The following is a 25,506-nucleotide window of genomic DNA, read 5'->3' as shown; positions in this document are numbered from 1 at the left end:
TCCTCACAACAACAATGACTTCGGAGAAGTTTAACATAAATTTGTACCTACCCAAACACAAATCAGAAAGTCTTTTTAGGAATCATCTAAATTCAGAATGACTGATATTAAGCCATTTCCACCGCTTCGCCCAATCTCCTAAAAAAGCAGCACGATATTTTGAAACCGTTCGGGCGCCTTGCTGCTCTCCCAAAAAGAAGGCTGCCTCGGGCACATCTCCGTACCATTGTTTTCCCAAACGATAGTCATCTTTATTGGGTTTTCCGGGCCACGGTACTGTGCTCACATATTGCCCTTTTTGGGCATTCAATGCGCTTATGGCGCTATGCGTTACATACGAACTCACTTCTGGTTTTTTGGAAGAATACCTTACACCATATACGCCATTCCCCAAATAATAGCCCGGCCACTCTTGTTTTTGGATTTCTATGGTAAAACAAACAGAGTCGGCGGGGAGATTGAGCAGCGGCCCTTTGAAGCGCCATTCTACTACTCCATAAGCAGGGATGGTATCGGCAGTGGTAGTATTTCGCTCAAAAATATGCCTCGAACTATACGCAATAGGCGTAAATCTACCTCCCCAACTTTCGCCTTTTGGATTAGACGGGTTGCCATTCATCAAATACGCTAAGGAAGGAGTATCTCCCATTTTAATATGACCTTTGTAATAATTGATAAAATCAGCTCCCATTGCCCCTTTTCCTTTGATAAAATTGTCGTAATAGGCTCCTTCACTCATGTTTTTGGGGGCGTTTTCGTCCTCCATAAACCAGCCTCGGTAAGTGGCATTGGCTTCAATCATCCACAAATTGGGATGATGCTCCACGATATAAGAGTAGGCATTGACACTCCACTTTTTGTTAGGCCCGCCAATCCAATACACTCTAATTTTATTTTCAATTTCGGGCGCATCATGCAAAGCTTGCGCTACATCTTCTAAGCCTCCCCAAACCAGCACCCAAAGAGGCTGATTACTTTTCTTTTTGGCACAGGTCACAATCCATGCCGACCCTTCGCTCGCAGTCGTGTAGCCCGCATAAGGAGCTCCAGAAATCACGCCTTGTTTACAAACTTGACGAAGTGCATTGGGTGGTGTTAGGTTTTTGTTGTGTGAGACGAGTTTCGGAAAATCTTTTTCATAGAGCGCAATCATGTCCAAAAGGTCTTTTTTTCGGCCATTACCATAGGGCGACGAAATCAAACCTTCGATATGAAACAAATCTGAGTACATCATCAAATGTATCATCGACTGATTGTCGTCGGGGTCGGTACCACCGATATCGGTACTGACAATAACGCGGGGCTTTTCTTTGGATTGACCTAATCCTACCAACGCGTTCATCATAACCATCAAAATCAAGCTATATTTCAAATAGAGCGGCATTGTTTTTACTTATTTTCGATTTATCCTTAACTTTCCTAAAAAATTATCTTATTACAATAATACATTTGATATTTTTTACAAATAAAGTCAAAATTAGAAAATTAACGAAAACAAAAATAAAAAATCGTAAAAACATGAACCTCATTAGCTCATATAGGTATTTTTACAATAGTTTATTTCAAAACCCGTATTTTTATATATATTTGTATGTATAAAAACATATACTACAATGAAAACAACCATTGACCTTCCTGAAGATTTGATTGAAGAAGCTATGAGAATCACAGGTTCAAAATCAAAAATTGACGCGATTAAAAAAGCACTACACGAGTTAATCGAAAGAGAAAAACGATTAAAACTGCTCAATTTTAAGGGAAAAGTTGATTTAGATATTGATTTGAATAGCTTACGTGATAGAGCTTCCAAACTATGATTCTAGTAGATACATCCGTGTGGGTAGGGTATTTTCGCAAGGGAGAAAACGCTGAGTCATTAGAAAAATTAATCACTTTGGATTTGATTTGTACCAACGAAATCATACTTTCTGAACTTATCCCTGCCTTACAACATAGACGTCAGAGAGAGCTCATCCAAAATTTAAATGCCCTACCTTGCGTGCCTTACACTATTTTTTGGGAAGGAATTAGAACTCTACAGGTTTTGAATCTTACAAATGGAATTAATAAAGTAGGTTTGCCAGATCTTATGATAGCGCAGCATTGCCTCGACCAGAATCTGGAGCTATGGAGTTTGGATAAGCATTTTCGATTGATAGCACAGCAAACAACATTAAAATTAACTGAATTTTAAAAGGAGGTGAAGGGTTGACAATACAACTTCAGTTATGAACTGGGTTTCAAATACTCCCAACACTTCACGCGATTTTTCAAGCAAAAAGTAGGGCTAACCACTAATCAATATCGCGAACAGAAAAGAAGTTCCCTCCGCTTTTAATAAAAATTGTGCCCCAAACTAGCTTATAAAGCATTTCTACGCCAAGTCTTTCAGCGCCTTCACCAAGGCATCCAAGTCCTGAGTAGTCGTAAACAAATGAGGAGTTACCCTTACACCGTGCACATTGGCGTAGTCGATAGCGACGGTCCAGATTTTGTAACGCTCCATGAGAGTCTTGGCCAATTCAGCCGGTTTCAGCTTCTCTACACCTACATTTCCAATAGCGCCGTGGCGGGCGGGATCGGAGGGAGTATTGACGACAATCCCCGGATGATTGCGCACCTGCGATGTCCAATACGTCTGCAAATATCTCAGTCGTGCTTCTTTACGAGCAATCCCGATTTTTTGGTGAAATTTTATCGCATCGGCCAAGGCCAAATCCGTATGAACAGGGTGAGTACCTGTATGATTGAGTTTTCGAATATCATCGTCAGGGTAGCCTGTTTCGCCCAAAAGGGGCCAAATCTGCTTTATTTTGTCTTTTTTGACATACAACATGCCCGCCCCTAACGGACATCCAAGCCACTTATGAAGACTACTTCCATAGTAATCGCAATGTAAATCAGGAAGTTTGAAATCAAAATGCCCCACTGCGTGAGCGCCATCTACCATCACTTCTACGCCTTTGGCGTGAGCCATATCAGCGATTTTACGCACGGGCAGGATATGCCCCGTCACGTTGATAATGTGGCATAGCATCAACAAACGAGTTTTGGGCGTAATCGCGTTTTCGTACAAAGCCACAATCTCCTCATCAGAAGAAGGATGATTTGGAATGGAAATGATACGGTTTACAATTCCATAACGCCGCGCCTGCTGCTTAAACATATCGACCATTGCACCATAATCTTGCATTGCCATTACGACTTCGTCGCCCGCTTTCCAATCAATCCCCGAAATGATAGTATCGAGCGATTCGGTGGTGTTGCGCGTGATAATCACTTCTTCGTAAGAAGCTCCTACCAGCTCGGCAAGTTGTTTTCGGACGGCTAGTTTGTCGTCAAACTGCCGCGTACGCATGTACCGTGACGAAATGGCGTTGATGTCGCGGATATGTTGAATATAGGCTTCCAGTACTTCGTTGGAAGCCAAGATATAATAGCCGTTCTCGAGATGAATAAAATCTTTGGTGACCGTAAATCCTTTACGTAACTCTCCCCAAAAAGCCTCATCTTGAGCCACTTGCTCGGGTGTTTGGGAGTAAATACTGCTTAGGAGAGCATCGATATTCGATTGTGACAGGCCAATCAAACCTGTTAAGGATTGCATGAATTGACGTTTGTTGAGAAGCATAGTGATTAAGAGCTTGATGAATCGATTACCAAAGAAACATTTTATTTTGAAGGGGACTTTGATTTGCGACTCGAAATTTTTGAACTATTCATGATTTAATGATTTAGAAACTTAGTCTTAAAATAGAGATAACAATAAACTTTCACCTTTGTGCGGTATTACAACCACCCATGATGTGAAAATCTTAATTACCATTATTAGTGCCATGCTTGCTTTATTTTTTGGATGGGCAAGCATGGATATAAATATTGTAAGCACTACCACGATTGATTCGCTTGGTGCTTGTCAAGGTGTAAGCTACCACCAAGGCAAAGTTTTTTTGTACGGTGACCGTGAAGTAGGAATGATGAGAGTGTATGATTTGCAAGCCAACCAACTGGTTTATACAGGCAAAGAAATCAAGTTTACGCAACAAAATCAGGATATTATCAACCACCCTACTGGAATTGCTTACAACGGTAGCCTCCCGACTTTCATCGGCAACAGCATCAGACTCAACCCCGAAGGCACGCGCTGGAAAGCGATGATTTATGCCGTAGATTGGAATGGTTTGTTAAAAACAGGCACATTAGATAACAATCTGCTGCATGTAATTGAAGACGATGCCTGTATACAAGGTACACGTCCTGAGTATGTCCAATACAACGGCAAATGGTACGTAGCCACCTCCGACTATGGCCCTCAAAAAAACGAAGTACGCCTCTACGATCCTACCCGTCTCAGCCAAGCTCAAAAGACAAGTGAGCCGGGCGTGGTGTTCAAGAAATTTAGCTGTTCGGCTTGGGTTCAAAATTTGCATTGGATTCCTTCTAAAGGGATTTTAGTACTCATTCAAAATCAAATCGAAGGCCGACGTTGGCGCTTTACTTTTTTGGATTTACAAAAATCCATTGAAACTGGTCAACAACATGTTGTGAATACCATTGATGTCGATAAGGCCGACGAACTAGAAGGTTTTTGCCTACTCAATACTCTCAATATAGGGATTGCGGTTACTTCTTCTCGCCGCCAAAATGTGCATTTCGTATCACTACCATAGTTTTTCAAAATCATCATTTTCTCACCTCTTTTAAACACCTAACATATTAGTAATGAACATTTACACAACACCAATCAAAGATTGGATGCGCTACTGCATTTTGTTTCTGGGGCTTATGCTGAGCACGCTAGCGCCAGCAGTTGCTAGCAAAGCACCCCAAAATGTCAAGCTCTCGGGCATCGTCACCGATGAGGCCAACCAACCATTGCCAGGCGTAAGTATCGTAGAAAAACAAACTCGCAAAGGAACGGTTTCTGACGCACAAGGTAAGTTTTCGATTGAAGTCGCTGATGGAGCTATCTTGGTATTTTCGTCGGTAGGATATGTGCCACAGGAAATCACAATCAACAATCAAAATACCCTTGTCATAAAACTCAAGGAAGACATCAACATGCTCAATGAGGTGGTAGCAGTAGGTTATCAAACTTTGCGCAAAAGTGATGTAACGGGCGCTATCTCCAACGTCAAAGCCCGTGAACTCAACCTTGCCGCTCCTACCCTTGGACAAGCTTTGGTGGGGAAATTGGCCGGTGTCCAAATTGCCCAAGTAAGCGGTGCACCTTATGTAAGTACCAAAATTCGGGTAAGGGGGATTGGCTCTATCAATGCTAGTTCGGATCCCTTATATGTCATCGATGGCTTCCCAGCAGGCAATGACGTATTTATCAATCCCAACGACATCGAAAGCATCGACATTTTGAAAGACGCTGCTTCGGCTGCTATCTACGGCTCACGAGCTTCTGGCGGGGTGGTGATTATCACTACCAAGCGTGGTAAAGACGGAAAAGGCAAAACTGAGTATGAATTTCAATATGGAGTGAGTCAATTGGAGAAAAAAGTAAAACTACTCAATGCCGAACAATTCACTCAGCTACTCATCGACGCCCGCAACGGCACCTACCGCGACTTAGTCGAAAACTCAGGAAAACCTTGGACAAACGACATGTACTCTGATGATAATGCTACGCGAGTTTCGAAAGTAGGAAATGCCAGTGCGGTAAGCATTCCTACGGATTTGTACGACTTTGCAAGCCAGAAGATGATTGCACCCAAATACAACACCGATTGGCAAAATGAACTTTATCGCAATGCTCCTGTGGCACGCCACAACCTGACTTTTTCGGGAGGGAACAAAGGGGGACGGTACTTGGTGAGCTTAGGCTATCAAAATCAACAAGGAATCATCGTTAGCACCAAACAAGAACGGCTCAATTTCCGCGCCAATGTGGACGGCGACCTCACCGACAAGCTCAAAGTAGGAGCGAGTGTTTTTGTGACTTCTACCAATGGTCGCGAAGTACAAGAAGGTCGTTTCAATCAAGGAGTTATTTTGGGTGCATTGATTTATCCTCCTACTTTCAGAGCATACGACGACAACGGAAATTTGATTAAAAATGCCGTGGCAGCCCAATCTCCACTCTATGGCTATCAAACCATCGAAAACCCCGTAGCATTGGCCATGGAAACCAATATCAATCGACGGGGATTGCGGGCCACTTACAACGGAAATATGACCTACGAACTCCTGCCTGGCTTATCGGCCAAAGCCAACGTAGGTTTGCAGACTTACAACGAAAAATACGAGTATTATCTACCCACAAGTTTGAGTAATGGCAATAACCCTCCTTATTCTACCCAATCTTATGCCGCTGCACGTGCTACTGCTCAAACTTTGTCTACTACGAATCTACTCGGTGAATTTACAGCCAACTATACCAAGCAGTTTGGCCAACATGGCATCAATTTGTTGGTAGGATACACCGCCCAAAAATACAACAGCGACCTTATCAGCGTATCGGCGCAAGGCTTCCAAAATGATTTGATTCAAGAAATCACCGCCAAAGGTGCCGACCCTGCCAACTTTTTTATGAATAGCAATACCGGCAAAGTAGAAGAGACACTCCTGTCTTATCTTGCCCGCGCCGAATATCGCTATGCAGGACGTTATTTCATCACTGCGGCTTTCCGTCGTGATGGTTCTTCGCGCTTTGGCCCCCTCAATCGCTGGGGAGCTTTCCCATCGGTATCTGCTGGCTGGAATATCTCCGATGAAGCCTTCTACGGCGATTTATTGGGTGAAACTTCTACCCTAAAACTAAGAGCAAGCTGGGGACTTACCGGAAATTATAACATCGGGAATTACAACTATCTCCAAACCATGTCAAATCCAGGCGGAACAGTTTTTGGAAATGGCAATATCGCTACCGCAATGTGGGCAAATTCTATCAAAGACCAACGTTTAGGATGGGAATCTACCTCGCAGTACAATGTGGGTCTTGATTTGGGATTGTTCCAAAACCGTCTTTCGGTAATATTCAACGCTTATTTGAGTAATTCTTTCAACCTGCTTTTCAATCAGCCTGTATCGGCGATTTCGGGGACTTCTACCATTCTTACCAACTTACGTGATTCTAAAGTTCAAAACAAAGGACTTGAATTACAGCTCGACGGGCGGGTTATTTCGCACAAAGATTTTAAATTAAACTTGAGCGGCAATATTTCACTCAACCGCAACAAAGTACTCAACATGGGTGGTGCCAATACCATCATCACCAACGGTGCCGAGCGCTCTTACCTAACTCACATTACCCAAGAAGGTCAACCCATTGGCATGTTTTATGGATTCAAGGTGATTGGGATGGTGCGCGAAAAAGACATGGAAAACATCGCTATCGACAATGCCAACTACAATGCCTCTAAGCAATCTTTTCCCGCAGGATACCTACTCAAAGGCCCTGCCCGCTCTACGGCTTCGAGCAATCCACTTCGTCCAGGTGATTTGATTTTTGAAGATGTAAACGGCGATGGCGTAGTCAATGATGCTGACAAACAAGCAATCGGCTCACCTTATCCCAAATTTACGTACGGGTTTTCGCTCAATGCTAGTTACAAAGATTTTGATTTCAATGCAGCTTTCAATGGTGTCTATGGCAACCAAGTATTGGACGGTCAGGATTATTATGTATACAACATGGAAGCATCTGGCAATCAATACGTAGATGTCATCAACCGCTATCGTTCGGAAGCTGAGCCAGGCAATGGCCTCGTGTATCGCGCATCTCGTGGAGGTACCCAAAGCAACAGCACCCGCTTATCAACTTTTTATTTACAAAATGGTTCGTTTTTGCGCTGTACCAATATTGGCTTAGGCTACAATCTTCCCACGCTTTGGATGACCAAATGGAAAGTAGCGGGCTTGCGGGTGTTTGCCAATATCAACAATGCCTTTACCGTCACCAAGTACAAAGGCTATAACCCTGAAGTAGATTACAACGGCGGTGCCAACCTCACACCTGGCGTCGATTATGGTATGTATCCTTTGGCTCGTGCCTACAATGTAGGACTAAAACTTACTTTCTAAAACACTGGATTTCAATCGAATCATAACCAATGAAAAATATACGTATCTGTCTTTTAAGCCTATCGCTACTGATAAGCGTTAGTGCTTGCAATGATCAATTTTTGGTCGAAACCGACCCCAACTCAGTCGCTACTTCTGACTATTTTAAAACCGAAAACGACGCTTTGTTGGCTCTCAACGGCGTTTACCAATCACTCCGCAACAACAACGGAATTGCCGAAAGCAGTGCCCTGTTTTCCGAAGAACGTTCTGACAATGCTGGCCGCAACGACAACCAATCTAACGCCGGAGAGCCATTTCAATTCAACGATTTTTCGTTGTTGCCCAGCAACACTTACCTCAAAACCCACTGGCTAGCTTTGTATCAAATCATTTCGAGGGCCAACTTAGTGCTTGAGGGAATCGAAAAAGTGAATTTTAGTAATCCTTCCATCAAATCCCAATACCAAGCCGAAGCTAAGTTTATTAGGGCATTGATTTATTTTCATTTGGTAAGAAAATGGGGCGATGTACCCCTTATCACCAAGACCCTTAGCTCAAGCGACGAAGTAAAAGCCAATACCGCCCGCCAAAAGAAAGAAGAGGTATATGCTCAAATCGTAGCCGACCTCACTGAGGTAGTCAATAGCCCACTACCCAATCATCAGTCAGTAGCCAACAAAGGACGAGTGTCTAAAGTGGCAGGTTTGTCTCTTTTGGGGCAAGTGTACCTTACTATGGCCACGACCCTTGCTAGTGCCAATCGCACCGCCAATTTGACCCAAGCCAAGACTTACCTCATGAGTGCTTACGACAAAAAAACTTTTGGTACGCTGAAAGAGATTCCTTACCAAGATGTGTTTGATGTTGCCAAAAAATCTACCAATCCCGAGATTATCTTCCAGATTGTGTATCGCCAAGGCGACATCAACTATTCGTCACGCATTGCGGCTAATAACCAAGCGCAAGGCGAAACCATCAACTCACTACGCGTGAACACAGGCGTGGGTGGTAATGTAAAACTTGATTTGGTGAAAGAATACGAAGAAGGAGACTTGCGCAAAGATTTTTCGATCAAATACGCTAATGCCTCCAACGTAAAAGATTATTTCATTACCAAATACCGCGACGCAAGCGCGGCAGCTACTGCCAACGGCTACGGTGGCAACGACTGGATTTTGATACGTTATGCCGATGTAATTTTGATGCTTGCCGAAGTAAATATGTACTTAGGAGACGAAACCGCCGCGATTGGGTTTTTGAACCAAGTGAGAGAAAGAGCCCAAATGCCTCTCTATGAAGCCTCACGCCTCAACACCGCCTATAGCTCAAAATTCCCGACGCTCAAATTAGCTATTTTGCACGAACGCCGCATTGAGCTAGCATTCGAAAACCACCGTTGGTTTGATTTACTACGTTTCTTTAGTCCTACCGAATTGGTCACTTACATGAGTACGAAAATCCAAGCTGATTATGGTGCGGCCAAAGTCTCTAATTTTGGTCTGAAAGACTACTACTATCCTATTCCCTTTGATGAATATAAACTCGACCCTCAAAAAATGTATCAAAACGAGGGGTATTAAATAAGGCTAACAGAAAATTTTTTGTTTATCATTCAAGGGTAGCATTGAAAATAGGAGCTAACTCAAAACTTACAAAGCCAATTCCTGTTTTCAATGTTACTCTTAGAAAAACAGATTAGCCCCTATTGACTTAGTTGTGGAGACCATTATGTTCTATGAACAACGATTTCGAACGCCGAACTCCAACGGCCCCTAGCCCTGACCGTCATTGGAGGAATGACCCTTGGGGTAATTGCCTCTTGGACATTGATTTCACTGTTGTATTATTGGGTTACTCCTAAAAAACGCTCCACTTGTACTTGAGCTGTTGCCACAATATTATCAAATCTGATTAATTTTCAAGCATTTAGTTGTCTTGTGCTATTTCCCATTTTCTTTGCAACTTCAACAAATTTTGTTAGCCATGTTGCAAAAAGATTTAATCGCATTTGAAAGCATTCTCGAAAAAGTAGTACAACAAAGTGTTGATTTTTTAGAAAACCTAGCTCAGCGCCCCACTTCTGTCGCCGCTCCACAGCTTACCTCTCCACCCCTCAATGCCGAAGGACTAGGAGCTATAGCCACTTTGGAAGAATTTAAACAGAGATTTGACACCTTGCTTGTGGCTGCGTCGGGGCCTAGGTCATGGGGATTTGTGACGGGTGGCGCTACGCCTGCCTCGGTGGCAGGAGATTGGTTGGCGGGGCTTTATGACCAAAACCCCCAAGGCACTCAGGGACAAGGCGATGTATCAGCACTGATTGAATTAGAGACGATTGAATTGCTCCTCAATCTTTTTGGACTACCTTCTTCTTTTGGTGGGGGATTTGTGACGGGTGCTACAATGTCCAATTTTACGTGCTTGGCCGTAGCTCGCCAATGGGCGGGATTACAGCAAGGCTATGATATTGCACGAGAAGGCATTCGTCAGGCTATTCCGATTCTGACAGCTACCCCTCATTCATCAGCGGTCAAATCACTATCCATGTTGGGCATAGGGAGTCAGAATTTTGTTCACCTCAAGACCCTGAGTGATAACCGAGAAGCGATTGATATGGAAGATTTACAGACCCAAATAGAAGCGTTGGAAGGCAAGCCTTTTATTTTGATTTCTAGCGCAGGCACCGTCAATACGGTTGATTATGATGACTTTAGAGCTATTTCTACTCTCAAAAAGCAGTATTCTTTTTGGTGGCACATTGATGCGGCTTTTGGAGGTTTTGCGGCTTGCTCACCCCATTATAAGCATTTAGTAGATGGTTGGGAAGAAGCCGATAGTATCACTATCGATTGTCATAAATGGATGAATGTACCTTATGAAAGTGCTTTCTTCTTGATTCAAAAACAACACATTAAATTACAAATTCAGACCTTTCAAAATTCAAATGCTCCTTATCTTGGCAATCCCCTTGATAATTTTAGCTTCCTCAATTTTTTACCCGAAAACTCAAGAAGACTGCGAGCCTTACCTACTTGGTTTTCATTGAAAGCCTATGGCAAGAAAGGGTATCAATGGATTGTGGAAAATAGTGTGAAAATGGCTCAACTTTTAGATGCATTTATCACAACAAGCAAAGGGTTTGAATTGTTGGCGCCTACGCGCCTCAACAACGTTTGTTTTACGCTTGAAGGAGACGAAAATCAAGAGAAAGTTCCTCTTTTTTTGTCAGAACTCAACAAACGGGCTAAAGTCTTTATGACGCCTACCATTTATCAAGGTAAAAGAGGCATTAGGGCGGCTTTCGTCAATTGGCGCACTACTGCCGACGACGTACAAATTGCGATTGATGAAATGACCGATGTCTTGCAGCACTTGTCTTAAAAGCTTTGATTTAGGCACATTTTTCCTAAATATTACGACCTTTGCGACGTTTATATTTTTCCAATTTTTAAGATTAAAAGTCCATGTTTAGTGTTACGCAACTCAAAACTTTTACCCAACATATATTTCAAAGCATCGGTTTTTCGGAAGTTGATGCTATTTTAGCTGCCAAAGTACTTATCTCTGCTGATTTACGCGGCGTTGATTCTCATGGCATTGCGCGTTTGGCCGGCTATGTACGTTTGTTTGACCACGGTCGTCTCAACCCCAAACCTAATGTTCGGATTGTACATCAAACCCCTAGCACTGCCGTGGTAGATGGGGATGCGGGCGTAGGCTTGGTGGTAGGCCCCAAAACCATGGAGATAGTCATCGAAAAAGCCAAGAATGTAGGTTCGGGCTGGATTTCAGTACAAAACTCTAATCATTTTGGAATTGCGGGCTACCATGCTATGTTGGCGCTCGAACACGATATGATAGGGATGGCAATGACCAACGCCGCCCCACTCGTAGCGCCTACTTTTTCGTTAGAAAAAATGCTTGGTACCAATCCCATCGCTGTAGCTGTACCGGCCAATGAGGAACCCGCTTTTGTGGCTGACTTTGCCAGTACAGCCGCCGCTTATGGAAAATTTGAAATTTTACAGCGCAAAAACCTCCCCGCTCCGCTAGGCTGGGCTCAAGATGCCACTGGCGAAATTACGACCGACGCCAACCCCATCAAAAATGGTGGAGCCTTGCTTCCTTTAGGCTCTGACCGCGAGCATGGTAGCCACAAAGGATATGGCTTAGGTGCCATCGTTGATATATTTTCGGGCGTATTGTCAGGAGCCAATTATGGGCCGTGGGTACCACCTTTTGCCACGGCGGGTTTTATGGCGGCTGCCGAAGGCGTCGGCAAAGGTACGGGTCATTTTTTTGGAGCCATGCGTGTAGATGGCTTTCGCCCAGCCGATGAGTTTAAGGCACACATGGATACTTGGATTAGACGCTTTAGGAACGCGCAAGCCGTAGAAGGCAAAAAAGTACTCATTCCTGGCGATCCCGAGCGTGAAATGGAAGCCGAACGCACCCAAAATGGTCTAGACTTATTGCCCCCCGTTGTACAATCTTTAGAGGAATTGGGGAAAAGGTTTGCGGTAACACTTTAAAATTCCAGTTATTAACGCAGGCGGCGTTTAGAACGCCGCCTGCGTTATACCTCTGAACGCCACTTTTCGTTAGACTTACTGCCCCACAAAAGCCAATTTATTGTTTTGGGGATTGATTGCCAACCGCGTGATTTGCTTGATTCCTTGGCTACTCCAATTAGCTACTTCCTGCCACTCAGTATTATACTTAGGATTCCATTTGTAGAGTTTTGCCCCCTGCGCCATCCATAGCGTACCGTCACTTGACCATGCGCAATCTTCACTACCTGCAGGGGTGGATATGAGCTTTTTAGGTTGTAAAGTTTTCATATCCAATGCCTCCACTTGCCACTCATTAGCCGAAACTTTATGCACAAAACTCACTGCCTCTTGAGAAGGAATCTTTAGTAATGAGCGACCTACATTGGTCGTAATCACCTGTCCTTGTCCTGTGGATACTCGTGCTACTTGAAGGGTATTGGGGTTTCCTAAAACAAACAAAACCAATGAATCGGTACCATACCAACAATGATAGCCCACGGGTTTGATGTTTTTCAATACTAGCTCAGGATTGCCTCCCGTCGCCAAATCAAACTTCCAAAGTCGCTGTGTTTGGTCGGCTTCTACTCTTATCGTAGAAACATGTTTCTTATCAGGCGTCACCGTTGCCGAATACTCACTTTCTTGGGTTTTGGTTAGTGCAGTATTTGTTTTTTTTGACAGGTCATACGCCCAAATATCCGTTTGCCCATTGGACTGCTGTGTATAGAGTATTTTTTTGCCATCAGTCGTAAAAGAAGGTTGATTATCATATCCGGGCCGTTTTGTAATATTAAGAGGTTTGCCGAGGGTTGCTTTATCGCCTGCTATTTTTAAGTCAGTGAGATAAATCTCAGTATCGGGTACGGATGGGGTAAAGGCCTCTAATACCCTTTTAACAATGCCATCAAGGGCATTATTTTCAATCCACCGCAACACCATTACCAGCTCATGCTCTGGGTCTACATATACAATATTGGTTCCATTTCCTACATGGTAGTATACATTGGCAGGCGCGCTCGGTAGAGGTTTACGGTCGGTATTCAGAAACCAATTCATGTAGCCATAAGTAGGTTGGGCCGCTGTAGGCGTAGTGGCTTGTTTTACCCATTGTTCCGACAAGAGTTGTTTTCCGTTCCAATTGCCTCGGTGCAACGTCAACAATCCAAAACGAGCCATGTCAAACGCATTGATAAACATACCACCTCCCCAATGCCCACCTCCACTGACCGATTGAACAGGCTGCCCGTCGAGTACAATCCACGCATTGCGATAGCCTGTCCAACGCCACGTATTAGAAGCGCCAATAGGCTCCATGATATACTCTTTCAATACTTGCGGTAAAGGCTTACGCCATACACCCGTAGCGGCCAAAGCCAAAGCATTGACTCGTACGTCATTGTATTCATATACTGTACCAGGAGTATTGCGCGGACGAGTAAGCCACGTAGAGGCATCCTTATCGGGACGGTCGGCCCAATCGGGCTTTCCCCAGAGAGTTCCTTCCCAATCAGACGTTTGACGCAGCATATCATCCCATGTAATACGGCGATTGTGCGGGGTATCAAACAGTCGGAGCAGTTCGGGTTTGCCCCATTCTTCGGCAGGTCGCATTACAGGCTGCCCATACACCTCAATTGGGGGTACATAAGACGCTACAGTATCTTTAACGCTCCTAATCAGACCTTTGTCTACGGCCACCCCTACTACACTTGACAAAAAGCTCTTGGTGACACTATTGGTAATATCACAACGCGAAGGCTCGCCCCATTGCGCCACAATGTATCCTTTATAAATAATCACGCCTGTTTGATCGCCTCGATCAGCAAAAGGCCCAATAGCATACCCATAAGGTTCTTTTCCAAAACTCTGATAATGAGAGTATTCAAGATTTCGAGGGTTTTTGGATTCGGCGGCTTGTGCAAAAGCAATCGCTTCTTGAATTTTGGCGGGATTGAGTCCCAATGCAGCGGGCGTTTGGGACGCCCAATCATGGGCTAATGGAAAATAGGAAGCAGCTTTATTTTGAGCACCTCCCAAAGCAGATACTCCCACCATACACAATGAGAATAGAAGTCTACGCATACAGGTTAGTCGTTTGAAGATGAAGCGAAGTATTTATTTATCAATGATTTTTTTGATTTCTTTTACATTTCCAATAATCAACAATCTATCCCCAGGCTTCAATTCTCTGGAAGGTGCTACTTCTACATCCAATTTTTTGACGTTGCGGGTATATCCCCATATACTTTTTTCAGACTGAATATTGAGATAGCCTACTACTTTCAAGCCTTTGATGTCGGTTAGGCCTGTTTCGTCAAGTCTTTGATAATAAAACTTAGGAGGAATACTCAACTCCATCATTGCCGACTGCTCGCATATTTCGTAAGAATTTTCCACAAAAGGCAAAGTCAAACGTTTGGCTACGCGCTCGGCGGCTTCTTGTTCGGGAAAAAGCAACTCATCTACTCCCAAAGCCTCAATCACCGTTCGATGCACTTCATTAAAAGCCCTCCCAATCAGCTTTTTTACGTTTTGTTGTTTGAGCAATGCCGTAATCAAAACCGAAGCCGCAAAATCTTCTCCAATGGCGACTATCACTACGTCCATTTCTTTGAGCGGCAAGCTGTGTAGGTTGTTGGCATCCGTACAATCCATACACACCGTATGAGTAATACGATTTTTGAGTGATTCCACTTTGTTGAGACTTATATCAGCCCCAATGACCTCATGCCCAAGTGAAGTAAGATTGATGCTAAGGGTGGCACCAAAATTGCCGAGTCCTACCACAAAAAATTTCATAAAAAGCTTTTTTAATTAAATAATCAGGTAATTCGACAATTTAAAAACTAGATTCAACCCCGTATTTACCAGCACATTATTCAGTTAAAATCAAACCATTACAGTCAATTCACACTCAATCAACACATTTTCAAATCAACACATTCCCCAATTCACACTTCCTAGTTGATAAAAACATTTTCGTTGGGGTATTGATAATTCATTGTTTTTACGCGCTTTACAAACGCGACCAACAACGTAAACGTACCTACCCTTCCAACAAACATAAGAACAATCAAAACCACCTTGGTCGCATCTGTAAAAGTGGGGGTAAGGTTTAGGCTTAAACCCACCGTGCAAAAAGCCGAAAAACATTCGAACGCCACCCCAATAAGAGATTGATTGGGTTCTAAAACAGTGATAATTAGGATAGCGGGCCCAATGACAAGCAGTGATAAAGTAATGACCGTAAAAGCTCTTCGCACTGATTCGGAAGGAATCCGGCGACCGGCAAATTCCACCCGGTCTTTTCCCTTTGCCAAACTTACGATATTGAGCATTGCCACCGCAAAGGTCGTAGTTTTGATTCCACCACCAGTCGAACCTGGCGAGCCTCCAATCCACATCAACAATAAGAAAATCAACACAGTAGCGGGCTGTAGCAAGCTCATATCAAAGGTATTGTATCCACCTGAGCGAGGGGTGACAGAAGCAAAAAAAGCAGTGGTGATTTTACCCCACCAAGTGGGATGATGCGCTAAGATACCTTTTTGTTCAATCATCAAAATCGCCACCATACCCACCAAAAGTAAGCAACCTGTCGTCAGCAGTACCATCAAAGAATTGATACTTACAATACGAGGAAGGTGCTGAATAGGTAGCTGAAACCTGAGCCAAAAATAAAGTTGCTTTGTATAATGCCTGAGGTATGCATAAAAATCAGTAATGATAAAAAAACCAATACTCCCCAAAATGATTAACGACGCCACTATCCATTGAAATCCATAACTTTGATTGATTTCATGGTTGAACAGCCCATTGGGAGTAATCGAAAAACCCGCATTACAGAAGGATGATACACTATGAAAAATCGCAAACCTCATTTGTTGACCTGGGGTTTGAAAAAGGCTGTCGTTGATGGTTAAATAAATCAACACCGCCCCCATCAGTTCCAATCCAAAAGTAATCATGATGATTTGGGACAAGGTTTTGAAAACATCCCCGATACGCTCCGAGGTCGCAAAGTCTTTGAGAAACAGTTGATTTTCAATCGAAAAACTACCCTGATACAGATAGCCAAAGAAACTTGTAAACGACAGCATCCCTAGCCCTCCCAACTGCACCAATACCAACAGAATAAGCTTACCCAAACGCGTAAATTCCACGGCCATATCGACCGTAGCAAGGCCCGTCACACATACAGCACTCACCGACATAAACAAGGCATCTACAAAACTTATGCCGTGGACTGTAGCCCGAGGTAGCATCAATAGCCCTGAACCTACCAACGCCAATAAAGCAAAACTCAACACAAAACTCAAGGCAGGATTGAAGCGTTTGGAATAAAGTAGGAGGATTTTACGCGAAACATCAAATAGTAACAATAATCCGCAAATGGCTAAACTTCCATAATAACTCAATGAATGAAAATCGGGCTGATACTTGAGTTTGCTATATTTATACGAACAAAAAAACATCAACCCCACCACTATTAACCACCTAATTGTGTTTTGTCGCTGACTAGTTGAAGGGAAAAGTAAAGAACGAAAGGCAATGGCAACGGTAAAACTTACCAAAAACAATAAATAAATAACAGAAAAATAAAAGTAACCGACCGTATGCGGAAAACCCAAATCATACACAATTACAAAAAAAACAAATACTCCTACATAAAAGGATAAGTCTTCAAAAAAATCATGTAAACGACTGATTAGACGATTTCTATAATTGAGGTATTTATAATATTTCCGCTTCAGACCCATTGGATTGTCCTAAATTGTAGGACGTAAAGATAAAAGCCCAATAGTTAATACATAACTATTTGAATTGTTTTTTCAGGAATGCTATTTATCCAATACGCTTCAATCATTAAACTCCGAGTTATTTATAAAGCCAACTTTATAAGCGCTCAACACCCTCATAAAGTTTTAATAATCCATATATTTGCACACAGTATCAACCACCGCTTACCCATCAAATTTCAATTTCCTCTTTGCAATTCATCATCAACATGAACAGATTTTTCGGGAGTCTCCTTTTAGTAATTGTCTCCTTGTCCCAAACTCTTGCCCAACAAGTTACTCCGCCTTTTCTACAAAATCCCAATCAGCGTTGGGTAGACTCAGTCTTCAATAGCCTCACCCCCGACGAACGTATCGCCCAGCTCATCATGGTGGCAGCTCATGGCTATCCTACCAATCCCAAAAGAGTGATTATTGATACCACTTTTACCAATCCTCGCGTGGTGGCTCAGTACATCAAAGACTATAAAGTAGGCGGGGTGATTTTCTTTCAAGGTGGCCCAGTACAGCAAGCCCAGCTCACCAATTATTATCAATCGATTTCGAAAGTACCGCTTTTGGTAGCCATGGATTCGGAATGGGGCTTGGCGATGAGGCTCGATAGCACAGTACGTTTTCCTTATCAAATGACCTTAGGAGCTATTCAAGGCAACGACGAGCTGATTTATCAAGTGGGCCGCTCTATTGCTGCTCACAAAAAACGCCTAGGCGTTCATATCAACTTTGCCCCTTCGGTAGATGTCAACAACAACGCCAACAATCCCGTCATCAATTTTCGTTCGTTTGGCGAAAATCCCCAAAAAGTGTTTGAAAAATCGTATGCTTATATGAAAGGGATGCAAGATGGCGGCATCTTAAGCTCTATTAAACATTTTCCAGGACATGGCGATACGGGCGTAGATTCCCACTATGATTTGCCTGTCATACCCCACAATCGTGCTCGTTTGGATTCGGTGGAATTATATCCTTTCCGTAAACTCATCGAAAAGGGAGCTGATGGTATCATGATGGCCCACTTGGCGATACCTTCACTGGATACCGCCAAAAACGTCCCTTCTACGCTATCCAAACCCATTGTAACAGGTGTTTTGAAAGACCAATTACATTTCAATGGGATTATCTATTCGGATGCCATGAATATGAAAGGTCTTACCAAATATTTTCCGAATGGCCTAGGCGATGCCAAAGGATTGGAAGCAGGGATGGATATTTTAGAGTTTAGTCCCAATGTCCCCGCCGCAATTGCCCAAATCAAAAAATCAATTGCAGAAGGCCGCATAAGCCAAGCCGAAATAGATGCGCGTGTCAAAAAAGTACTTGCCGCCAAAGCATGGGTAGGTCTCGACCATTATCAGCCCGTTGATACTCGGAATTTGACTACCGACCTCAACGATAAGCAAGCGGAGCTTATCAATCGGCGCCTTACTGAAAACGCGCTCACAGTACTCAAAAACGATAACAATATTATACCCATCAAAGACTTAGACAAAATCACGATTGCCTCTATTTCTTTGACTGATGCCCCTGCCATTACTACCACTACCAAAGACGGCGTAGTAGCCCTTGGCACTCGCAACGAAACCCTCAGCACAGGCGACATTACTACCTTTCAAAAGACCCTTTCGCTCTATACAAATGTGGAGCATTATGTAGTACATCCCCAAACCCCCGATAGCATTCAAGACCGCATCCGTACAGCCCTCAAAAGCTACGATATTGTGTTGGTAGGCGCCCATCTCAACAACATCCGCCCCGGCGCTAATTATGGCATTTCACCTACAACTGCCGCTTGGATTAAGGAATTAGCCAATAATCAGAATGCGGTCATTACTGTTTTTGGAAACGCGTACTCGCTCAACAAACTAGACGACATCGCCAATGCTAAAGGTCTTGTGATGGCGTATCAGCTTACCTCTTTTACTGAAGATCTATCGGCACAGCTATTGTTTGGGGCGATTGGAGCCAAAGGCAAATTGCCCGTGAGTGTCAACGCACAATTTAAATATGGGACAGGTATTGAAACTCCCGCCATTGGTCGCCTCAAATATACCATCCCGGAAGAAGTGGGACTCAATAGTCAATGGCTTTCTTTTAAAATAGATTCTTTGGCTTACAATGCCATTGCTCAAAAAGCAACGCCTAGTATCGTAGTACAACTCGCCAAAGATGGTAAAGTATTTTATCGCAAAGCTTACGGTACCCACGTATATCCGACACCTATTCCAGGCGTAACAGTTCCTCCCCGCCCTACTCAACTCACTGATTTGTACGATTTAGCTTCGGTCACCAAAATCGTTGGCTCTACTTTGGCCTTAGGTAGACTACACGGTGAAGGTAAATTTAACCTTGACGCCACTATGAAGGATTACTTACCAGAGTTTAAAAAATCTAACAAAGCAGATTTGGTATGGCGACAAGTACTCACTCATCAAGCAGGATTGCGGGCATTCATTCCTTTCTGGCGTGATTGTCTCAAGGCTGATGGCACTTGGAAAAAACGTACTTTTCGCTGGGGCAAGGAGTCAAAGAGAGCTTATTCGATACAAATAACCGACAGCCTTTGGTTACATAAAAAATACTATAAAAAGATGTACGAGGCTATCAAAGACTCGCCCCTCAATCCCAAGAAAGAATATGTTTATTCGGATTTGTCGTTTATCTTATACCCACTAGTGGTTAAGAATCTGACGGATGAAAACTTTGAAACATTTCTCAAAAGCCAAGTTTATCGCAAAATCGGCGCTAATTCCCTTACTTTCAATCCGCTTCGTTCGCATTCATTGAATACAATTTTACCCACCGAACGTGACACTTTTTTCCGTCATACCCTCGTTCATGGTCGCGTACATGACGAAGCGGCTGGCATGCTCAATGGTCTTAGCGGCCATGCAGGTTTGTTTGGCAATGCCAACGACCTCATGAAAGTAACCCAGTTGTTTCTCCAAAAGGGTCAATATGGTAGCGAACAATTTGTAGCCGAGAAAACCATGAATGAGTTCACAAGCTATCAGTTTCCTGAGTCACGCCGTGGGATTGGCTTTGATAAACCTTGCCGCGAATATTGCGGAAATGCCCCTCGAAGTGCAAGCCCTTTGAGCTATGGTCATACTGGTTTTACAGGAATTATGATTTGGAACGACCCCGCCTACAATCTCAATTATGTGTTTCTTTCAAATCGGGTTTATCCTACCCGTGACAACAGTGGTATTTCTACCCTCAACCTTCGCACCTCTATTCTACAAGTAGTCTATGACGGATTGGGCATAAAATAATATTTATTGGTAGGGGCAGGCCTTGCGTCTGCCCCCTGCGTCTGACCCTGCGTCTGCCCCCTTACATCTGGGTAGTATTGGGTAGACGTAAGGCCTACCCTTACAAAAACTTGCGTTTGCACCATTTTGTATATGGGGTAGTATGGGTCAGACGCAAGGCCTACCCCTACAAAAAACCTCCCGTTGGGGCAGGCCTTGCGTCTGCCCTTTGCGTCTGACCCTTGCGTCTGACCCCATTTCAGTATATAAAAGAGGTGTAAACCCTACCCTTGTCACAATACATCAAGCAAGGTATCGACCAATGCCTGCATATCTTCGGGTGTGTTATACAAGTGTGGAGAAACCCGAATCCCCTGTCCCCGCGCTGCCACGATTACTTTTCGTTGCTGCAAAGCTCGCTGTATTTGGAGGGTATCTGTTGCATGAGGTAATCTTACTCCTACCAAGTGGTGGGCTCTCACATTATCTGGCTCAAACCTAACTCCCTTTTCAGAAAGCTGTCTGATAGGCTTTTCCCACAATTCTTTACAATGGGCTTGTATAGTTTCACAACCCCATTCTAATTTCTCCTTAAGTGCCACTTCGAGCATAGGCATCTGAATAAAATGAGAATGTTCTCCCACATTATACCGATACGCTTTAGGACGATAATCTGGTTGATATTCCGTCAGTTTATAAAAAAGGTGACTATCTTGCCGTGCCATCCAACTTTCTTCAAGCGGTATACCATCATCGAAAAATGCCCCAAAGTAGGCCAGTCCCATTCCATAAGGCCCCATGAGCCATTTGTAAGCTGCACTTACCAGCATGTCTGGTTGAATCTTCTCTACATCAAAATCCAAGGCGCCTACGGATTGGGTACCGTCCACCACCAACAATGCGCCTTTTTCTTTGGCTCGCTGCGAAATTTTCTCCAAATCAAACCGAATCCCATATTGCCAATGTACATGGGGCACTACTACTAAGGCTGTATTTTCATTGATAGCTTCCAAAAAACGAGCATTCCATTCTTCTCCAATGACCTCCCCCTGAGGCATTGGGACAGTCTTCGTCTCCAACGATAATTCTTGGCAAACACGCTCCCATGCATACACATCACTCGGAAATTCGTCTTCCATCAACAATACATGATGCCCTGCTTTAAGGCCTGGCTTCCGGTGGAGGTTGCGCGCCACTATGGCCATGGCATAAGATACCGACGGCACAATCGCTATGCGTTCTTTATCAGCTTTTACCAATGTTCCAAACAACTCACGTACCCGCCAAGCCCCCTCAAAAAAATCTTCTGGTTTAATCGTATGAATGGAAGGTGTAAATTGCTCAATCGAAGTTATACCTGCTTGTACTACAGCCTTTGAAAAGGGACCTCTTGTAGCGCAGTTAATGAAATGTACACCTTCTAAAAGCTCAAAATGTGAAAAAAAGTTTTTTATTTTCATGTTTTATTAGGAGTAAAAAAACAGTTACTTAAACAAATTTTTTAAAAAAGAAATACCTGAAAACCAGTATATTTAAAGAAGTATGAAAAAAAAATTTAGAAAAAAAACAAGTTTGGCACACCTCTTGCTCAATGTCAAACATAATCCATTAAATAATTGCAAAAAGTATGAATAGTATTCTAGGAATCGGTTCAAGAGTTAGACATGCCGCCTTTGGAGATGGGGTGGTTATCAATCTCAAATCTACCGGTTACACTGTCACTTTCATCGAACACGGCACCAAAATTATCAAATTCGACACAGATTTTGATGTCGTAGAGGCCGTAGAATTGGACAATGACCTAGTAAGTTTATTCGACGTAGAACACACACTTACCAAAGTACTTCAAAAATGGTTGGATGTCACGGAGGTAGTTCCTTTGGGCGATAAATGGAAAGGCGGAAAGCTAATTCTAAAACCTGGACGTCACGATTTAGCTGCCAAAGAGATACCAATCGATACGTTTTTTCACAAAATAGTCATGACACGCGACCGCTTACGGGTTTTGGAGCAGCGTATCAATGCCAGTAATCTAAACGACGAAGAAAAAATTAATATACAGCAATATATCACGAAAGTGTATGGTTCTTTGACTTCTTTCAATTTATTGTTCAAAAACAGTGAACAGTATTTTGTGGGCGAAAAATCAACCGCTGAAGCTGTATGATATAACATTCATAAGTAGTTAAGTCAGCAATTAACTGACCTTAACACTTAAAAATCTTGAATCACATACTTCTAGTGTGATTTGAATAAGGGGTAAAGTAAAGCAGAGTTCGCGGAGGGCACTTCCCCTCCGCGACTTTTTTATGGTGGCAGCTCCAACGTCAAAAATAATACTGCGTTTCTTAAATACTAAGTAGCCCTTGGGTGATATTTGGTCACTACTTCTCTTAGATACTCTCGGTCGAGGTGGGTATATATTTCAGTAGTCGTAATCGACTCGTGGCCCAGCATCTCTTGCACCGCTCTCAAATCCGCCCCTCCTTCTATTAAATGAGTAGCAAAGGAGTGTCGAAAAGTATGAGGACTTACGTTTTTTTGCAGCCCCGTCTTTTCTACTAAATCTTTGATGATTAAAAATACCATCACGCGCGTAAGCTGCTTGCCACGTCGATTAAGAAACACAATATCCTCATGTTCTTTGTGAACTTCTATTCTACTTCTGACATGCTCTACATACAGCAGCGTATGTTTGATGGCATCTTGGCCGATGGGGACTAATCGCGTTTTACTTCCCTTACCAATCACTCTGATAAAACCCGCATCGAAATAGCAGTTTGTTATCTGTAAATCTACCAATTCTGACACCCTCAATCCTGAGCTATAAAGTACTTCAAGCATAGCGCGGTTGCGCGCTCCTTCGGAAGTAGAAAGGTCATTGGCTTCCAACAAAGTGACGATTTCGGGATAAGTAAGTACATCTGGCAAATGCCGTGACAAATGAGGAGATTCGATGAGCTGAGTAGGATCTACCGAGATGATATTTTCTAATAATAAATATTTAAAAAAAGCCTTGATACCCGACAAAATCCGTGCTTGAGAGTAAGCTGCTAAGCCCAAATCATGGAGGTATCCCAAAAAACCTAGTATATCAAACTCAATGACCTCAGGTATTTCTTTTCCGCCAAGTAGCTCTAAATATTCTGCTAATTTGGAAGCATCTCTTACGTATGCCTCTACCGAATTGTCGGCTAGTCCTCTTTCTAATAATAGATAGTCTTTGAAATGTTTTAGGTAGGTTTCCCACATATTTTGACACACTTAAAACACACCCGTTTTGAGGAATTTTACTATACTTAATGAATAAAAATTTAAAAACAAAAAGCTGCCCGAGAGTTCGAACAGCTTTCCGACGTTATCCACACCATTTCTATAAATTCAACTCTTTAGAGAGAAAATTGAATTCGCTAGCAATATTAATAAAATTTTATTTTAATGTAGATTAAAATCTGATTAAAACGCAAAAAAATCTTTTATGAAACTATCCTAAATAGCTTATCCTCTTATAAAGGGCTTTTTTAGCAGTTCTATCTACGAACAAAAACTTTGTAAAGTACAAAAGCTATTGCTAAAGTTCCACTATAATATACAGCTAGCATTCCATTTGAAACTACCACAGCTACCAAGGCCAAAACAGCCAAGCCAAGAGCACAAAGTGGCACCCAAGGGTATAGTGGCACTAAAAAAGGGCGCTTAAGGTCGGGTTCGACTTGACGGAGTCGCAAAACACTCACGGTTCCAAAACAATATAAAGTAAGAGCTCCCAATACAGATAGTACAATAATATCAGCAGCGGTATTGGATAGTAAGATTAATATTCCAAAAGTCATGTTAGCAATCAACGCATTTGCGGGAGTTTTGAAACTAGGATTTACCCCACCCAACCAAGACGGTAAATTGCCGATACGTCCCATCTCAAAAGTAGCACGCCCAGCTGCCATCAACAATCCATGAAATGAGGCAGTAAGTCCAAAAAGCCCAAACACAATCACCAATGAATAAAGCGTAGCTGACTCTCCTACTAGCTTACCCAAAGCCAAGGGCAAAGGTGAGTCTGAGACCGTACCGTCGGTCTTGAATACGACGGCTTCCCAGCCCCCTACTCCTACTGACCCAATGAAAGTCATGATGCACAAAATCACCAAGGTAAGCATCGCTGAACCAAACCCACGCGTCAAATCTTTTTGAGGATTTTGGCTTTCTTCGGCAGCATTAGCCAAACCTTCAATCCCAAGAAAAAACCAAATCGCAAACGGAATAGCTCCCCAAACTCCCGCCCAGCCATTGGGGAGAGAATTACGACTCAAATTTTCGAATGATATTTCGCCCATCGTGATTCCAGCAAAAAGTACCAGACCAACTACGGCCAAAAAGGTCACAAAAAACTCAAAAGTTGCTGCCAACTTCACCCCAATGATATTGAGCATAGTAAACAATATATATACACCTATCGCTACATAAATAGCAGGGATGCTCGGAAAAAAAAGATTTACGTGCGCCCCAATCCCCACCGCAATAGCAGGAGGGGCTAATACAAACTCACACACTTGAGCAATTCCCGCAATAAAACCCAAATCCTTGCCTAAAGCGCGCGTGGCATAATCCGAAACTCCACCTGCCTTCGGGATAGCACAGGCTAGTTCTGCGTAGCCCATTGTAAAACATACATACATAATCACTACCAATGCCGTAGCTACGGCCATACCCAATGTACCTCCTTTTTCTAACCCCACATTCCACCCAAAATACATTCCTGAGATAACATACCCAACACCAAGCCCCCATAGTAATGTAGGGGTAAGTGAAGTTTGTAAATGGTTTTGCTCTGACATAATTTATATTAAGTTCTTGCGCACAGTTAGTTGTGCTTTAGCATTTAACTATTAT

General features: G+C 43.1%; 17 protein-coding genes. 9 read left to right on the top strand and 8 right to left on the bottom strand.

Features of this window, described 5'->3' with window-relative positions; genetic code table 11:
* Positions 1 to 82 precede the first annotated feature (82 nt).
* Entirely contained in the window at positions 83 to 1,384 is a 1,302-nt protein-coding gene (locus P1X15_RS04705) for a nucleoside hydrolase-like domain-containing protein (RefSeq protein ID WP_277336987.1), read from the bottom strand.
* A 229-nt stretch (positions 1,385 to 1,613) separates the two neighbouring features.
* Between P1X15_RS04705 and P1X15_RS04700 the strand changes: the two genes are divergently transcribed.
* Together P1X15_RS04700 and P1X15_RS04695 are read left to right on the top strand one after the other, a co-directional pair.
* Positions 1,614 to 1,817: a type II toxin-antitoxin system VapB family antitoxin gene (locus P1X15_RS04700; RefSeq protein ID WP_028666416.1), complete on the top strand. Its 204-nt coding sequence runs from the start codon at positions 1,614 to 1,616 to the stop codon at positions 1,815 to 1,817.
* The gene (locus P1X15_RS04695; RefSeq protein ID WP_277336986.1) at positions 1,814 to 2,194 is read left to right on the top strand and encodes a PIN domain-containing protein; all 381 of its coding nucleotides are present in this window, start codon (positions 1,814 to 1,816) and stop codon (positions 2,192 to 2,194) included. Before P1X15_RS04700 ends, P1X15_RS04695 begins: the two co-directional genes overlap by 4 nt.
* A gap of 180 nt (positions 2,195 to 2,374) precedes the next feature.
* Here the strand turns inward: P1X15_RS04695 and P1X15_RS04685 are convergent, their stop codons facing one another.
* Positions 2,375 to 3,631: an aminotransferase class V-fold PLP-dependent enzyme gene (locus tag P1X15_RS04685; protein ID WP_277336985.1), complete on the bottom strand. Its 1,257-nt coding sequence runs from the start codon at positions 3,629 to 3,631 to the stop codon at positions 2,375 to 2,377.
* Positions 3,632 to 3,806: 175 nt separating this feature from the next.
* On the opposite strand from P1X15_RS04685, the gene P1X15_RS04680 reads away from it, so the two are divergent.
* From P1X15_RS04680 to P1X15_RS04660, 5 genes are all read left to right on the top strand, one after another.
* Complete coding sequence (locus tag P1X15_RS04680) at positions 3,807 to 4,670, top strand: hypothetical protein (protein ID WP_277336984.1); 864 nt, start codon at positions 3,807 to 3,809, stop codon at positions 4,668 to 4,670.
* A gap of 52 nt (positions 4,671 to 4,722) precedes the next feature.
* On the top strand, positions 4,723 to 8,031 hold the full coding sequence (locus P1X15_RS04675) for a TonB-dependent receptor (RefSeq protein ID WP_277336983.1): 3,309 nt from the start codon (positions 4,723 to 4,725) through the stop codon (positions 8,029 to 8,031).
* A 29-nt stretch (positions 8,032 to 8,060) separates the two neighbouring features.
* A complete protein-coding gene (locus tag P1X15_RS04670; protein ID WP_277336982.1) occupies positions 8,061 to 9,593 on the top strand; it encodes a RagB/SusD family nutrient uptake outer membrane protein in 1,533 nt (510 codons plus the stop codon).
* Positions 9,594 to 9,996: 403 nt separating this feature from the next.
* Positions 9,997 to 11,394, top strand: coding sequence for a pyridoxal-dependent decarboxylase (locus tag P1X15_RS04665; RefSeq protein ID WP_277336981.1), 1,398 nt, complete (start codon positions 9,997 to 9,999; stop codon positions 11,392 to 11,394).
* Positions 11,395 to 11,477: 83 nt separating this feature from the next.
* Entirely contained in the window at positions 11,478 to 12,545 is a 1,068-nt protein-coding gene (locus P1X15_RS04660) for an Ldh family oxidoreductase (protein WP_277336980.1), read from the top strand.
* Positions 12,546 to 12,620: 75 nt separating this feature from the next.
* On the opposite strand, the gene P1X15_RS32560 is transcribed toward P1X15_RS04660, so the two are convergent.
* From P1X15_RS32560 to P1X15_RS04645, 3 genes are all read right to left on the bottom strand, one after another.
* Positions 12,621 to 14,648, bottom strand: coding sequence for a serine hydrolase (locus P1X15_RS32560; protein ID WP_409049671.1), 2,028 nt, complete (start codon positions 14,646 to 14,648; stop codon positions 12,621 to 12,623).
* 33 nt (positions 14,649 to 14,681) lie between these two features.
* Positions 14,682 to 15,365 (bottom strand): TrkA family potassium uptake protein, encoded by a 684-nt coding sequence (locus tag P1X15_RS04650; RefSeq protein WP_277336979.1) that lies wholly within the window; start codon positions 15,363 to 15,365, stop codon positions 14,682 to 14,684.
* Positions 15,366 to 15,526: 161 nt separating this feature from the next.
* Complete coding sequence (locus tag P1X15_RS04645) at positions 15,527 to 17,326, bottom strand: TrkH family potassium uptake protein (RefSeq protein WP_277336978.1); 1,800 nt, start codon at positions 17,324 to 17,326, stop codon at positions 15,527 to 15,529.
* Positions 17,327 to 17,574: 248 nt separating this feature from the next.
* On the opposite strand from P1X15_RS04645, the gene P1X15_RS04640 reads away from it, so the two are divergent.
* The gene (locus P1X15_RS04640; protein WP_277336977.1) at positions 17,575 to 20,637 is read left to right on the top strand and encodes a glycoside hydrolase family 3 N-terminal domain-containing protein; all 3,063 of its coding nucleotides are present in this window, start codon (positions 17,575 to 17,577) and stop codon (positions 20,635 to 20,637) included.
* 272 nt (positions 20,638 to 20,909) lie between these two features.
* Here the strand turns inward: P1X15_RS04640 and P1X15_RS04635 are convergent, their stop codons facing one another.
* Positions 20,910 to 22,076 carry an aminotransferase class V-fold PLP-dependent enzyme gene (locus P1X15_RS04635; RefSeq protein WP_277336976.1) on the bottom strand — a complete coding sequence of 389 codons (1,167 nt, stop codon included), beginning with the start codon at positions 22,074 to 22,076 and terminating at the stop codon, positions 20,910 to 20,912.
* Positions 22,077 to 22,243: 167 nt separating this feature from the next.
* Between P1X15_RS04635 and P1X15_RS04630 the strand changes: the two genes are divergently transcribed.
* Positions 22,244 to 22,783, top strand: a complete 540-nt coding sequence (locus P1X15_RS04630) for a hypothetical protein (protein WP_277336975.1) — start codon at positions 22,244 to 22,246, stop codon at positions 22,781 to 22,783.
* A 188-nt stretch (positions 22,784 to 22,971) separates the two neighbouring features.
* Here the strand turns inward: P1X15_RS04630 and xerD are convergent, their stop codons facing one another.
* Both xerD and eat read right to left on the bottom strand, forming a co-directional pair.
* Complete coding sequence (gene xerD / locus P1X15_RS04625; protein ID WP_277336974.1) at positions 22,972 to 23,868, bottom strand: site-specific tyrosine recombinase XerD; 897 nt, start codon at positions 23,866 to 23,868, stop codon at positions 22,972 to 22,974.
* Positions 23,869 to 24,146: 278 nt separating this feature from the next.
* Positions 24,147 to 25,451, bottom strand: a complete 1,305-nt coding sequence (eat, locus tag P1X15_RS04620; RefSeq protein ID WP_277336973.1) for an ethanolamine permease — start codon at positions 25,449 to 25,451, stop codon at positions 24,147 to 24,149.
* Between the last annotated feature and the right edge of the window lie 55 nt (positions 25,452 to 25,506).

The sequence above is a fragment of the Runella sp. MFBS21 genome, from assembly GCF_029433105.1.
Lineage (GTDB): Bacteria > Bacteroidota > Bacteroidia > Cytophagales > Spirosomataceae > Runella.
The sequence above is the reverse complement of the archived record's forward strand: the minus strand, read 5'-3'. Positions and strand labels throughout refer to the sequence as shown.